The 15,976-nt window shown below is 27.2% G+C and carries 10 protein-coding genes; all 10 read right to left on the minus strand.

The window, feature by feature from the left end; all coding sequences use genetic code 4:
• The 10 genes from AB5V95_RS00105 to AB5V95_RS00150 all read right to left on the minus strand — a co-directional run bounded on the left by AB5V95_RS00105 (position 1) and on the right by AB5V95_RS00150 (position 15,939).
• Complete coding sequence (locus AB5V95_RS00105; RefSeq protein WP_369085906.1) at positions 1-879, minus strand: diacylglycerol kinase family protein; 879 nt, start codon at positions 877-879, stop codon at positions 1-3.
• 90 nt (positions 880-969) lie between these two features.
• Positions 970-1,680 (minus strand): pseudouridine synthase, encoded by a 711-nt coding sequence (locus AB5V95_RS00110; protein ID WP_369085907.1) that lies wholly within the window; start codon positions 1,678-1,680, stop codon positions 970-972.
• A 49-nt stretch (positions 1,681-1,729) separates the two neighbouring features.
• Complete coding sequence (locus tag AB5V95_RS00115) at positions 1,730-3,046, minus strand: M20/M25/M40 family metallo-hydrolase (protein WP_369085908.1); 1,317 nt, start codon at positions 3,044-3,046, stop codon at positions 1,730-1,732.
• Positions 3,047-3,182: 136 nt separating this feature from the next.
• The gene (locus AB5V95_RS00120) at positions 3,183-4,676 is read right to left on the minus strand and encodes an endonuclease (protein ID WP_369085909.1); all 1,494 of its coding nucleotides are present in this window, start codon (positions 4,674-4,676) and stop codon (positions 3,183-3,185) included.
• 114 nt (positions 4,677-4,790) lie between these two features.
• Entirely contained in the window at positions 4,791-4,919 is a 129-nt protein-coding gene (locus AB5V95_RS00125) for a hypothetical protein (protein ID WP_369085910.1), read from the minus strand.
• A gap of 52 nt (positions 4,920-4,971) precedes the next feature.
• The gene (locus tag AB5V95_RS00130) at positions 4,972-7,779 is read right to left on the minus strand and encodes a DNA topoisomerase (ATP-hydrolyzing) (protein WP_369085911.1); all 2,808 of its coding nucleotides are present in this window, start codon (positions 7,777-7,779) and stop codon (positions 4,972-4,974) included.
• 6 nt (positions 7,780-7,785) lie between these two features.
• Positions 7,786-9,708, minus strand: a complete 1,923-nt coding sequence (locus AB5V95_RS00135; RefSeq protein WP_369085912.1) for a type IIA DNA topoisomerase subunit B — start codon at positions 9,706-9,708, stop codon at positions 7,786-7,788.
• Between the two features lie 103 nt (positions 9,709-9,811).
• Positions 9,812-9,970, minus strand: coding sequence for a hypothetical protein (locus AB5V95_RS00140; protein ID WP_369085913.1), 159 nt, complete (start codon positions 9,968-9,970; stop codon positions 9,812-9,814).
• An 84-nt stretch (positions 9,971-10,054) separates the two neighbouring features.
• On the minus strand, positions 10,055-14,929 hold the full coding sequence (locus tag AB5V95_RS00145; RefSeq protein WP_369085914.1) for a valine--tRNA ligase: 4,875 nt from the start codon (positions 14,927-14,929) through the stop codon (positions 10,055-10,057).
• 2 nt (positions 14,930-14,931) lie between these two features.
• The gene (locus AB5V95_RS00150; protein ID WP_027122559.1) at positions 14,932-15,939 is read right to left on the minus strand and encodes a hypothetical protein; all 1,008 of its coding nucleotides are present in this window, start codon (positions 15,937-15,939) and stop codon (positions 14,932-14,934) included.
• Between the last annotated feature and the right edge of the window lie 37 nt (positions 15,940-15,976).

Here is a 15,976-nt window from a genome sequence, read left to right on the forward strand (position 1 = left end):
CTAGTTGCTTATTTTTTTAATTATTATTGGAGATGTTATATCAAAAGATTCTCCATCAATTTGTGATAAGTTAATACCTTCGTGATATATTTTAATATTCTTTCCAAATAATTCTTTAACATATTTTTTATATTGTATATGTGTTCCTGTGTAAATAGATAAAAATAAAAGAGGCAAATAAGATCTCGAAATATTATGAACTATAATAAGGCTTACATAATCGCCTCTTCTATTTGCGTTCGGTGCAACTTGCATTCCACCGCCAAAATATTTGCCATTCATAACCGAAATCACTCAGACATTATTAAAATTATGAAAAACCCCATCAACTTCAATTTTTACATTGTTATACGTTTTAAAATTTTGTATTGTTGATAAAGTGACTCTTAAAAACGAAGATCTCCCCTTTAGTTTCTTTTCATCGTTAACAATTCTTGCGATGTTGGCTTCTATTCCAAAACCCACACCATTTAAAAAGGTTCGCTTATTATTATTATTAAATTCTATTATTGGTAAATTATTTATATAAGGTTTAATGTAATAAAATCTTTTATCCAAGATTTCTGTTGTTTTTATTTTTTTAATATCTCTTAAAAAATCGTTCCCTGTCCCGGCTCGATAAGCATATATTTTAGGTTTAATTTCATAACCATATATTGCATTAGTGATGTGCGTCAATGTTCCATCTCCACCGAGTAATAAAACAACATCTTGTTCAGACATCTTATTAATTAATTCATCAGGCTTTTTAACTTCAATTACATTAATTGCTTGATATTGTGCTTGGTTGAATACACTTTTAGCTTGTTGAATGATTTTTTCGATCCGTTTTTTGTTTGAACCACTTTTTGCTAGAGAATTATAAAAAATATAAAGCATATGCTTATTATATACAATAAATAACTTTGTTATTTATAAAGGCATGATATTTAACGATAAATTCAATTTTTATAGTAAAAATGACGGAATTTATCCGTCAATGTTCTCTTTTAATAATTTTATTTCTTCTTCGGTTAAGGGTCGAATATCGCCTAAATCTAAATCATTATCCAATTTAAGTGGTCCAAATTTAATTCTTTTTAAATAGGTCACATCGTATTCAAAAAATTCTAACATTCTCTTTACTTGATGGAACTTACCTTCGCTAATTTCTAAAAGACATTGATCTTCAGATATAAAATCAAATTTGTAATCATTAACAATCTCGCCTTCACCAATTTTTATCGGTTTGGGAAAATGGTTTTTGATATTGTCATTGAAAGGTTTATCTACTTTTACAAAATAAGTTTTTTTAACATGGTATTTTGGATTCAATAATTTATGTCCTAAAACGCCATCGTTACTTATTAAAATAATTCCCTCAGTATCCTTATCAAGTCTACCGTAAGCAAATAATTTTTCAGATCTTAATTCGGGTAATAAATCAAATATTGTCGCCTCGTGATAGTCATGATTTGCAGTTATATAACCTGCCGGTTTATTTAGCATATAGTATTTATATTTTTCATATTTTAAAATTTCATCATACAAACAAATTTCATCATCAATATTAACTGATGTTGATCTTCTTATAATTTCACCATTAACAGTGACATAACCTTCATCCATAATTTTTTTAATTTCTTTTCTTGTTAGGCTTGTAACATCGGCGATATATTTTTCTAATCTTATCTTTGCCATAATTATTTAAAATGATAATATATTAAATAAAAAATAAGCAAATTTTTGCTTATTTATCATAATCTTGCAACCTATTTAAGGCATTAATATAAATCTCAAGTGATTCTTTTATTTCTTTATGAGTAAAATTTTCGTTTGGCCCATGCATTAAGTGCATATATTTTGTTGAACCGAAAGCAACACAATTTTCGATTAACCTTGCATAGGTACCACCACCAATTGCTAAAGGAACTTCGTTTGTATGCATTCCTTCGTTGAATGTTTCCATTAAAATTGAAACTAATTTTGAGTCCTTAGGTATGTATTTAGGTTGCTTTGTGCCGATGATATTTAACTTAACGAGACCATTAAATTCTTTTTCTAAATAAGTATTTAAATCGTTTGTAACTTCATCAACGCTATGTGAAACAGGAACTCTAAAATCGAATGACAGTACATGCGATTGCTCATTTGTTTTAATAATTCCTAGGTTTGCTGATAGCTTTCCAGAAAAATCTTCATAGTTTTTAAAAATATTTTTAAGTTCATAATTTTCGTTTGACAGATTGTCTAAAATAAATTTAAATAAAGGTTCACTTTTTAATTCGAGATGTTTTTCAGGTAGTAATTTAATTGCTTTTATAATGGCATTTTGTCCTTTTTCAGGAGTTGAACCATGCCCGCCAATGCCTTTAATTATTTCATCGTTTCCTTGATATTTTAAATATAAATTATCTGGAATTTGATTTACAACTTCGCCCGCTTCTAAATATATGTCTTTTACTTTTGGAAATTCTAAATTAACGTGGTAAACCATTTTTTCAGCATATATTAATGGTCATTCGCCATCAGGTGTATATGAAATATAAGGAGCTCCGTGATCAGCTATGTAATATTTCATTGATTTCATATTGGTTTCTTCTGAAATTCCAAATACAATTCTTATTTTTCATTCATCTTCTAATAAATTATTGTCATTAATATATTTCATTGCATATAAATTAATAACACTTGGACCTTTATCATCTAATGAACCTCTTGCTATGATGGCTTCATTTGTTATTATTGGTTCAAATGCACTGGTATTTCATTGACTTTCATCGCCAGCAGGAACAACATCTAGGTGTGCTAAAATACCGATTATTTTATTACCCTTTCCAATTTCGGCATACCCGTAACGATTTTTTTCATCTTTATAGATGTTAAATCCAAAAGACTTAGCTAAATTTAAGGCATAATCAAGAGCGTTGTTTGTAGCTTTTCCAAAAGGGAAAACACTCGATTCTGTTTCATCACTTATAGAAGGTATTGCACAAAGGTTGGCAATATGTTGAGCCATTTGCTCATATTCAGACTCATTTTGTTTGTAGTTTATATATTTTTTCATATTTACTCCTAGCTAAAATTATAAACTTTTATGTTTAAAGATTTTAATTTGTGACTAAACACTCATTCTTTAATTAAAAGTAAGTTAAAACCTTTGTCTGAAAATTAAAACACGTTTGTTACAACGTGTTTTAAAATTATTTTTCCTTAGCAACAAGTTTTGTTGCGATTCCTTTATTTTTGAATACAAAGTTATTGTCGTTTTTAAATACAACATCAATTAATTCGGGATAATCAATAAAAGGATTTCTATTTCTTTGATGTTTAAATATGCCATTATTTCTATCTAAGTCAAACTGAGAAATATTATCTTTTTTAGCTCATAGCAACATCGTGTTTTTAAATGGTGTTCTGATTGTTGCTTCACCTTTTTTATTTTCATAAAATCTCGTAGCTGAATTATTATTGTATAAGTTTTGATCTTTATATGTTAATGTAAAGTATAAAAAGGCCCTTGCAACATCTCCTTTAAATTCGTCTATAACTTCAGCAACCAAACCACCATCTTCAGCAGATTTTCCGACTTTTGTTCCATTTACCGAAGTAAAACTTGCTTCTATAACAGTTCCAAATGGATAATTGCCGTGTCTTGCATTTACTTCTTTATCTGTTGGTCAAACATGATGAGCATCATTTCTCATTGGAGCTGCTTTTGCAAATCAACTTTGAGCAACTAAATGCTCACGATTCATTCCGGCTCCTTCTTTTTTTCCTTCATCTCTAAATTTGCCATGTCATTGTACATAAGTATCTATTGAATTTGGCATTTCTTCATAAATATCTAATACTGAGCCATCTTTTTCATAATAATTATCAACAAAGGCATCTCTATATGTTGAGAATAAATCGTTATAACTACCTGTTTTATTTCTATGACTTTTTTGCAATTTAAATAATTGATTTCTTAATTCTTCACCACTTAAACCGTCTAATGGTTGGTAAAAATCACTACTTTCATATTTTAGCTCATGATTTTCATCTAATGTTGCAAGTGATAAATGCAACTTTTTATTTTCATTAATTGGATTTGTTTGTTCTTTTTCTGTCTCTGTTGATTTTGAACTTGCGGGAGCCGATTTTAAATCGATTCGACTTTCATACACATTTTCGCTAATATACGGATCATTTGAGCCATTAAATTTAGCCATTCTGTAATTTAGAATCAGCATGCTGCCGTTTATCTTGAAATTAATTTTACTGTTTAATTTAACCTTGTTATTTTCTTTAACATAAGCTTCACCACTATCAATTACCACTTGGTAATTTTTTGGAATATCTCTCTTTGGTAAAATTAAATATTGCATTGACTCTCAAGCCTTTTTGTTAGGTTTTTTACCCTTTTGAATTAAACCAATTTTTGTTTTTGTATATGAATAATATAAATCAGAATTATTCAATTCATTTTTTAATTTAGCTAAATCCGACTCTTCTATTTTAAAAAGGTTATCTCCTTTAATTGCTCATGAAGCAAATTCGGGATCTTTTGCTTCTAAGTCTTTTTCAACCCTTTTAATTTTCACTTCATTTGATACTTTTGTATCCTCTTTAGAATTACATGATATAGCAATTAGAGGTAAAGTTGTTGTAAAAACTGCTAAACTTGATAATAATACTTTTGCTGATTTTTTCATTCGCATCCCCTTTAGTAATTTATATCATTATTTTATAATATTAATGGCTTTAATTATAAAAAAAGAAGGCTTATGCCTTCTAAATTATTTTAATAATAATATAAGATAACAAAATTAATTGTTTTCAACGTTTGCAGCAGCTTTTCTAGCAGCTCTTCTAGCGTCTCTTGCTCTTTCTAAAGCTAATTTGTGAGCTCTTTTTTCAGCTTTAACTTTATTAGCTAATCTAACATCTTTTCTCATGTGTACTCCTTTTGCAAAATTTTATAGATATCAATTGATGATAAAATTATATCTATTTTTTCTTAAATTGTTCAACTTTTTTCATTAATCCATCAACATCAATCTTTTCAATGCGTGCTAATTTTTCGTCTAGAGACAATTTTTCAGTAATTTTATCTTCTTTTTTATTTGTATCGTCACCTTTGTCATCATCTAAATCAAAAAGCGCTAATTGTTCAAAATCTTCATCTTCTTGAATTTCTTCTAATTCAATTTTTTTGCTATGATCAACGTCATAATTTCTTTTAATTAAAGCAGTTTCAATAGTTAATGATAAGTCATTATTATTTTGATTTTTTAAATAATTAGTTCTGATTTTTTGTTTTTCTTCATCATCTGGATCGATTAATTCATTTATCTTTATCGCTTGAATTAAATGGCCAGCATTTAAATAATCATACTCAAGTTTTATTAGTTTATCTTCTTTAGAACGATCTTTTAAAAGACTTAAATAATCAAACTTAACAAGAGCGTTGTCTTTATTGGTATATATAAATTCAAGGGTTTTGGTGATAACCTCTAATGATAAAGGTGCGCAATCTTGATTTTTTAAGGCATTGTATAGTTTTGACCCACGATTGAATCTGCCTACTTCTTCAATATCTTTTACATTTCATATTTTGGCAAGCCCGTCTTGGCATAATAAAATGATTGAATTGTTTTTATTTACAGTTGTAAATGCACTAACAAATACATTGTCTTTTATTAAAAGTTTAGGCAATAATTTTATTCCTTGAGCCTTTAAAGCAAGTGAAGTTGTAAAAACATTTTCATTTATTAAATGATAAGATCCATTTGTTAAAATGATTAAAATATCTTTTTCTCCATTGCTTATTCTTGCATCAACCAACTCGTCATCTGAGTTTTTGAAGCTCATACAGCTTCTCGTTTTATTGCTTAATTTTGAATTAAATTCTTCTAATTTTACTTTTTTAGCAAATCCATATTTTGAAATTAATATTATTTCAATGTATGAATTAAATGATGTTATTTCCATTACTCTAATTATTTTTTCATTAGCTTCTAATGAGGCGATAGAAGAAATGTGATTTCCTAAATCTTTTCATTGTGAATCTTTTAATGTATGGGCATCAATTACGAAATAGTTTCCAACGTTAGTGAACATTATTAGTTTTGAAAGTGAATTAATTTTGTCATAGTAAAGTAAACTATCCCCTTCTTTAACTTTATATGATGCTAATTCGTTAGATGAATAAACTTTCGCACTAATTTTCTTAATATAGCCTTCTTTAGAAATAAAGAAATAAAAATCTTCATTTTTGGTTAATAATTTTTGATCAATATCTGTATTTGCTTTTTGCTCGCTGATTAGAGTCTTTCTAGGCACTGAATATTCACTTTTGATTGTATTTAATTGTTTAATTAAATATTTATCAAATTCATAACTATCACTCAATAATAAGCTACAAAAAGCAATGTTTTTTTCTAATTCTAGCTTTTCATTCTGGAATTCAACTTGGTCCATTCTTGATAATTTATATAATCTAAGTTCAGCAATAGCTGTTGCTTGAATTTCAGTAAATTTAAATATTTGAATTAAAGCTAAAATAACCCCTTTTTTAGAATTATCGCTATTTTTAATAACTTTAATAACTTCATCAGAAATTTCTGCAACTCTAATAAAACCTTCAACAATTTCCAATCTTAGTTTATATTTTTGCAGATCATATTTAATGCCATTTGTGTTAACTTCTCTTAAATGACTAAGATAAGATAAAAGAGCAGTTTGTAAATTTAAAACAGTAGGTGCATTTTTGTCGATTGCAACCATATTATAGTTATAAGTGATTCTTAAATCAGTTTTATTCATTAAATAGGCAATAATTGCTTCTGCGTTGGCAAAGTCTTCTAATTCTAAATAAATCGATAAACCATTTCGATCAGATTGGTCTCTAACATCTTTAATACCACTGATGACTTTATCAATTGCTATAGTATCTATTGACGCTACTAATTTAGATTTAACGACACCAAAAGGTATTTCATATATTTCAATACCGATTATTTTTTCAGAATTTTTTTCATCATATATAAATTTGTATTTTGAAGATATGTATATTTTTCCTTGTCCAGTTTTCATGGCGTCGACAATGCCACTAACACCATTAACAACTCCACCTGTTGGAAAATCTGGACCCTGAACATATTGCATTAATGAGTCGATACTGATGTTTGGCTTTTTAATCATTGCAATAGTTGCGTCAATGACCTCACCTAAATTATGTGGCGGAATCTCTGTTGCAAATCCAGATGCAATACCCTTAGATCCATTTACTAATAGATTAGGAAATAAACTAGGTAATACAGTTGGTTCATATTCTGAGTCGTCAAAGTTAGGAGCTAATGTTACTACTTTTCTATCTAAGTCTTTTAACATTAGTTCTGCTATTTTTTCAAGTCTTGATTCAGTATAACGCATAGCAGCTGCTGGGTCGTCGTCAATCGAACCTTTATTACCGTGCATTTCAATTAATGGAAAGTTAGATTTCCACTCTTGACTCATTCTAACTAAAGCTTCATAAATTGAGCTATCACCGTGTGGGTGGTATCTACCAATAACGTCACCTACAATACGGGCTGATTTTTTAAATGGTTCTTTATTCTTAAGCTTTAAATTTCACATTGAATAAAGAATACGTCTTTGAACTGGCTTTAGACCGTCTCTTGAATCTGGTATAGCTCTTTGTTGAATAACATACTTTGAAAATCTACCAAAACGGTCGCTCATTAAATCGACCATGTTTTTTTCTATAATATTTTCTGTTATTTCATCAATTTCTTCTTTTCTGTTTTTTCTCATATTAACCTATTTCTTTATTTCAAAGTCATCTTCTACTGAAAAATTAACATGTGTATTAATTCAAGCTTTTCTGCTATTAGAATCTTGACCCATTAATGTTGTGACATTTCTTTCTACTAGAGCAGGATCATCAATTGTTACCTTAATTAATGATCTAGTTTTTGGATCCATTGTAGTTTCTCATAATTGATCGGCATTCATTTCACCCAAACCTTTATAACGCTGAATTTCATAATTTGAATATTTCGATGTGATTTCTTTTAATTCATCTTCATCTCATGCATAGAGTTGTTTTGAGGAAGCTCCTTTTATAGAAACTTTATAAAGTGGTGGCAATGCAACATAAACCATGCCTGCTTCAATAAGTTTTTTCATATATCTTCAGAAAAAGGTCAGTAGTAATACTTGAATATGCGCTCCATCAGTGTCAGCATCGGTCATTATAATAATTTTTCCATATTGAGAATTTTTAATATTAAAATCTTCACCAATACCAGCTCCAATTGTATTAATTATTGTTGCAATCTCTTCATTAGCTAAGACATCACTTAATTTTGATTGATCTGTATTTAAAACTTTTCCACGTAAAGGTAAAATTGCTTGTGTAACACGGTTTCTACCTAATTTAGCAGAACCACCAGCAGAATCTCCTTCGACTAAAAAAAGTTCTTTTTGTGAGCTTATTTTAGATTGCGCAGGTGTTAATTTTCCAGATAAAATCTTTTTGCTATCGAATTTATTTTTAGCTTTTCTAATTTCATTTTTAGCATTACGAGCAGCAATTTTTGCATCATATGCCTTTTTAATTTTTGAAATAATTTTATCGGCTTCCGCACGATTTTCATTTAAAAAGAAAGTAAATTTTTCGCTGAAAAATGCTTCAACAGTTTCTCTTGCTTCAGGCGTTCCTAATTTGTCTTTAGTTTGCCCAACAAATTCAAGAATTTTTTCAGGAACTTTTAATGAAACTACAGCAACCAACCCTTCTCTAACATCATTACCTTCAAATGTAACTTTATTTTTAAATAAATTTTGTTTTGCTACATACTCATTTATAGTTTTTGTTAAGGCAGTTTTAAATGCTGTTTCATGTGTCCCGCCGTCTCTGGTTTTAACATTATTAACAAAGCTATAAATATTCTCCATGTAGTTATCAGTGTAAACTAAAGCAATCTCAATTTCGATATCGTGTTGACCTAAACCGCCAGCATAAAATATTTCACTGTTTATAAAAGTTTTACCTTCACAAACAAATTTTATATATTCTTTAATACCTTCTGTTGTTTCAAAAATAACGTTTTCATCATCATTTTCATTAATGAATTGTATTTTTAAATTTGGTATTAAAAAACTTGCTTCTCTTAATTTTTCTTTAACAATATCGCTTGAAAATTTTGCTTTTTTAAATATAGAATAATCTGGTCAGAATTGGACTTTTGTTCCTTGCTTAGTTGTAGATGATATAAATGTTGTATTTTTTATAATATTATCTTGTTCAAAAATTGTTTGATATTCTTTTTTGTCACGATAAACAGTAACTTCAACTTTATCACTTAATGCATTAACTACTGATGCACCAACACCGTGAAGACCTCCACTTGTTTTATAAGCTCCATCTCCAAATTTACCACCAGCATGTAATTCGGTAAACACTAATTCTACTCCGCTTTTACCTTCGCTGTGTTTTGTTACGGGTATGCCTCGACCATTATCTTCTATTGAAACAGATCCATCTTTTTTTAATATTACTTTAATTTTATTGGCATATCCTGCTAGCGCCTCATCAATTGAGTTATCTAGAATTTCTCAAATTAAATGATGTAGTCCGTGCGAATCTGTTGAACCAATATACATTCCTGGTCTTTTTCTAACTGCATCTAACCCTTTTAATACTTTTAAATCTTTTGCTTCATAATTATTTGTACTCATATTAAAAAAATTATAAAATATTTAACTCTAAAACATAGTTATTTATTAATAAATTAATAAAAAAATAAGAAAATTGCTTTTCTTATTTGTCTAAATTAATATCTTAATTAGTTTTTTCTAAGTCATTTTCTGATTTATTATTAGCCAATTTACTTTTTATTTTCTTATATCTATACAATGTTATTGAAGAAATAATTGTTAAAATCAGAATAATTATTAAAACTGGTATTAAAAATGCTAAAAATAAAGATAATTTAATCATTTTTCCGCCTTTTCATTAGTAAATTTTACCAACTATATTTAATAAAAAAACAAAAATGCAATGCACATTTTTGTTAATTAATTATTATTTTTCTTTTTTAGAAAGTTCTTCTAAATAAAATTCTAAATTATTTCTATGTAATTCTAACTTATCATATTTTTCTTGAATTGTTTGTTTGTTTGCCTTGGCCATAAAGTTTGGATTATTGATGAATTTTTCATTAAATTCAATTTCTTGTTTAGTCTTTTCAATTAATTTTTTCAACTCTTCAATTTCGGCAGATTTGTTATCTTCGCTTAGTTCAATATAGATTTCTTTATTCTTTAATTTAATTGATAAGTCATGATTTTCTTTTCATTCAAAATTAGCTAATTTAAAAACAATTGTTAATTCGGTTTCTGAAGGTTTTTTATTTTCATCAAAGAAATATAAAACATTTGATTTTGAAATCTTTTTATCTTCACGGTATTTTCTTAACGTTGTGATTAACTCAATTTGATCATTAACTTCTAAACCTTGGTCTTCCAATTTATAATCTTGCATTTCGTTTAATAATAGCTCTTCAGCATAGATGTTTTCGAAAATATAATCTGTTGTAAACGGCATATAAGGATGCAATGTAATTAGAATTTCTCTGAATAAGTAATGAACAAAGTAATTATTATTTTTGAATTTTATAAATTCTAAATATCATGATGAATAGTCGTTAATAATAAAGTCTTGTATTGCTTTGTAAACAATGGTAAATTCATATTTATCCATTGCATTTTGTAATTGTGATTTAAAGTTATTAAATCTTGCTAATATTCATTTATCATATTCATCTAAATTTTCAAAGTTTATAGCCTCTAAATTACTGATATTAATTGATTTAATGAATCTAGCAATGTTTCAGAATTTGTTTAAAAATAGTCTTGCTGCTTGGATTTTTTCATCTCCGAAATTTATGTCTTGTCCTGGAGTTGAATTAAATATTAGTGACATTCTTAATATATCTGAACCGTATTCATCGATTACCTGAATTGGATCAATTCCATTTCCTAACGATTTTGACATTTTTCTACCTTGTGAATCTCTAACTAAACCATGAATCAGAACTTCTTTAAATGGTTTATCTTCCATAAAGTATAAGCTTTGGAAATACATTCTAGCGACTCAGAAGAAAATTATGTCATAACCAGTTACTAATAAATCAGTTGGGAAGTAACGTTTAATTTTAGTTTTATCTTGTGGTCATCCTAAAAATACAAATGGACTTAACGCAGAGCTAAATCATGTATCTAAAACGTCGGGGTCTTGTATTCAACCTTCACCCGGGCTATCAATTTGAACTAATATTTGATCATCTTTATATCATGCGGGAATTCTGTGACCTCATCAAATTTGACGGCTGATTGTTCAGTCATAAGCATTTTCCATTCACTTAATTAAAACTTCTTCAAATCTTTCAGGAATAAATTTAACTCCTTCATCAGATTTTAAATGTTTTAATAAATCAGAAGCTAATGAATTCATTTTCACAAATCATTGTGGTTGAACAAGGATTTCAATAGCTTCATGACTTCTTTCGCTATATCCAACATTCGATACTACATCTTCTACTTTTGCTATTAAACCCATTCTATTTAAGTGATTTGCAATTTCTTTTCTAGCCTCAAAGCGATCTAAACCTTTAAACTGACCAGCATTTTCGTTCATTTTTCCGGTTTTATCAATACTTTCAATTACCTCTAAGTTATATTTTTTAATTATTTCAATATCATCAACAGCGTGAGCTGATACTTTCATAACACCAGTTCCAAAGTTTAAATCGATGTGCTCTGAAGTTATAATAGGAATTTCTTTTTCTGTTAATGGATGAATAATTGTTTTATTTAATAGTGTTTTTGCACGTTCGTCTTCTGGGTTAATTGCTAAAGCAACATCTGATGGCAATGTTTCTATTCTTGTTGTTGCTACAATTAGATATTCATTACTATTTTTTATAGGATATTTAATGTAGTACATTTTTTGTTTTGTTTCTTTATTGACAACTTCGATATTTGATAATGCAGTTTGTAATTTTGTGTCTCAATTAATTGGTTTTGAGTCACGGTAAATTAATCCATTATTGTATAAGTCAATAAATACTTTTAATACAGCTTCATTAGCTTCTTTATCTAGTGTGAATCTTTCAGAAGGATAATCTAAAGCAAGACCTAATTTTCCTCATTGCTTAGTAATGTTTTGTGAATATTCTTCTTTTCATTTTCAAATTTCTTCAATAAATGCTTCACGTCCTAATTCATATTTATTCTTGCCTTCTAATGCCAATTTCTTTTCAACAACTGCTTGAGTAGCAATCCCAGCATGGTCTTTTCCAGGAACTCACATAACATCAAAACCATTAATTTTTTTATACCTAATTACTGTATCTTGAATATATGTATCTAAAGCGTGTCCGATATGTAATTTACCAGTAACATTAGGCGGTGGTAAAATAATTGTAAAAGGACGCTTGCTTTTATCGTGCGTAGAAAATGCTTTCATGTCAATTCATTTTTGATTTCTATTTTCTTCAACTATTTTATGATTAAATGCTTTTTCCATTACTTCTCCTTGGTTATTTTTTTCTTGATAAATATCAACAATTGTAGTTTCTTCAAATTCTTCTTTATCAATTATTTCATCTTCATTTTTTATTGTTCTTTGATGATCGAAAAAGAATATATTTTTTAGTTTTTTATTTATTATGTTACTTTCGTTTGCTCATTTATTTATTTCAACTCACGTACATCACACGAAGTGATTAGTATCTATTTCGTATTTAAAAATATTTTCAAAATTGTCAAGATATGACATATATTCGTGATATTGCTCATTTGTTTTTGAATCGCTATAACCTAACATCCTTTTAACAAGGGGGTTAATTGGGTTTTCTGTTATTTGTTTAGTCGAACCTTGTTCAATAACTTTTGAACTGTTAATAATATAGAGTTGCGAAGTAATTTTTTCGGCTAGCGATATATCGTCTAAAAAGTAAATGGCAATTTTATGATTTTGAAAAACATAAGTATTTAGTTGATTTAGGATATTAAATTGTAAATCTTTATTTAGCTTTTCAATTTCTGAGCCAATAATAATTAAATTTGGATTATTATTTAAGATTTTTTTAATTTCTATCTTTATTTTTGTATCTAAATCAATAAATTTTCATTCAGTTATTAGTTTTTTAAGTGGTATATTTGCTTCTAATAAAATATTATAAATCGTTCCTTTTTCAACGACTAATTTAACATATTCATAATTTGAAGGTTTGTAGTTTCCGACGACTTTATAATAATCTTTGTATTGTTTTTCTAAAGTAAAAATTACGTTAGCTGTATTTTTTATTTTTTCAATTTCATTAGACAAGTCTTGAATGTTAGCAATGTTGAATTTATTGCTATTTTTCTTGATTTTTTTCAATGTCTTATTAACAATTGAATTAGAAAGTTTAATATTTAATAAAATATTTTTAATGTTATTTTTATTTTTTAAAATCAAACTTTCAATTTCTTTGCTTAATAATTTAGTTTCACTTTGAAGAGTTTTCCCCTCAGTGTTTAAGTTTCAGAAATATTCATTTTTAGCATCTTTATAATTGGATTCTGCTAATTTTAATTTTTCAAATTGACTAATAGATTCTATCTGACTTGTTTTTTCAATATCTAATGATATTTGTTCATTAGTAAGTTCATCAATTTGCTTATCTGAATTATTTTTAGCTATTAAAAATCTTTCATTTATATTTGAGATTTCCATTTTAAAGTTTTTAGTAACAACTTCACGGATCATTTTCATAATTTTATTATGCGATGATTTTGGCGAAATAAGGTTTGTTTCATAACTTATATTAACTTTAAGTTCATACATGTCGTAAATTAATTTACTAATTTCGGCATGCGTCATTTTTTTCATTTCTTCATATTTTTCACTAATAAATTTTAAAAACAACTTATTAAAATAAAGATTTTTATAATGGTGAATGAATGAAGCAGATTTTGTTGAATTTTTTAATTCTTTTTTGTTAAAAGAAATTTCCCTTTTTAAATCATATTTTAATTTAATAATATGGTTTTTTATTTCGTTTGATTTTTTAAATTTTAAGCTAAAAATTTTTCTAATTTTTTTAATATGTAGCAAGAAATTATTTGGAATTTTATTCTTCTTATTAAATAATTTTAGTTGCTCTTCATAGCTTTTTTTAGCATCTAAATATTCACGAAAGTTTAAAAAAGAAGTTCCTTCTGAATATTTTTTAATTATTTGTGTGATCAATATAAATAATTTACTTTCGTGCAATTGATATGCGCTAATAATTTGTTGTTCTAATTTATTGATATCAACAATTATTTTGTTAACTTTTATTAAGTTATCCGTAATATCATAAGACTTAGTTTCGCTTAACAATAATTTAGTTAAATGATTTAACCGAATTAAATTTTCCTCATTGGCTTTTTGTAGAGAAGAATTGATTTTTACATATTGATTTTTTAAATAAATTTTATATTCTAGAAATATATCGCTTCAATTTTTAATAAATGCGTCGGCTTGACCATTTAATATACCGCTTGTATTAATGTAATTTTTTAGATAATGGTAAACACTTTCTTCGCTGTTTTCGGCGTTAATAATATTTTTATTAAAGCCAAATCCAATATTTTTTTGAAAATCTAAATTTGAATATATTGACTCATATTCGCTATTATTATTTTGAAATTCAATAAAGCCTTGATATTCACTTGGTTTAATATTGCTTCCTGTTAAATATTTAAAAATAAGGTTTTTGGTTTTTTCATCTTTTCCAACAATTCCTAAAACGGTATTAGAGAAAATTTCAAAACTTAAGTTATTTATAAACGTTTTATATTTATCACTTTCTTCTTTTATAGTTTTTAAATTCATTACTCTAAAAGCTGTTAGTATCGATTTTTTCATTTTTAAAACCTATCTCCTTCTTTTGATTTAACAAGAGGAGCAACTATTTTATATGTTGCCAATATAATAGCTAGGTTGAAAAATATTTTTACTGGGCTTGTTAGAGTTTGGGCGGTTATATTAACTCAGAAATCGGTTTTTAATGTTGATGTATCTGCTCAAGAAAGTAAAATAACATTAATGAATTCTAAAACAGCTGAAAACGAAATTATTGCCATAATTTCAATAAATGTTTGATATCTCTTTTTTAAAAATAAACGATAAATCACAACAAATATGAACATTGCGACAAATCCTAAACTTGTTAGAATCATATAAAATGATTTGCTTTTAATAAATCTGTTATGTTCGAAAACAGAGTTATCTAGTTTTGAAAAAACGGCTAGGATGATTAGCACTTGTAAACTTAAAATTATTAGTGTTGAAATGAATGAGAAGTTAATCATTGCGGTTGGTTTTTTCTTAACTTCAAGCAATACGGTTTTAACTTCATAGTATGCAATTTTTTCAGAAAAATATTGTAAGTCTTCACTATTACCACGTGCTAATGCTTCATCAAATTGAACCTTAAAATATTTAACGATTTCTTTAAATTTAAAAATACGATAATTTCTAGAGAAAAACAACTCATTGATGTTGAAAAAATAATATGCTGCTAACCCAGGGATAAATCCTGCAGTAGCAACCGCTAACGTGTAAAGGAAATTATAATAAGTAGGAACTAAAGCAAATGAAATTAAATCGGCTAAAATACCGGTAATCATTCCCACAATTGGGCCGAAAATAAAACCGGTAATTTTAATTGGAAGACCGATAAAGCTAAATTTAAAGCTAGGCAATGCTGTGATTGGCAAAATTCTCACACTAATTAAGAAAAACACAACTGAAATTGCAATTAGCACGCCGACAAAAGCGATTCTCTTGGAATTTCATTTACGGTATGAAATATTTGATTGAGATCTAACTCAATTTAAATAGTGTTTTAAACCACCGGGTAATTTAGATTCCATAGTTTCCTTTCTAATAACTTATTATAAGTTATATTTT

It is taken from the genome of Metamycoplasma spumans (genome assembly GCF_041026625.1).
GTDB lineage: Bacteria > Bacillota_I > Bacilli_A > Mycoplasmatales > Metamycoplasmataceae > Metamycoplasma > Metamycoplasma spumans.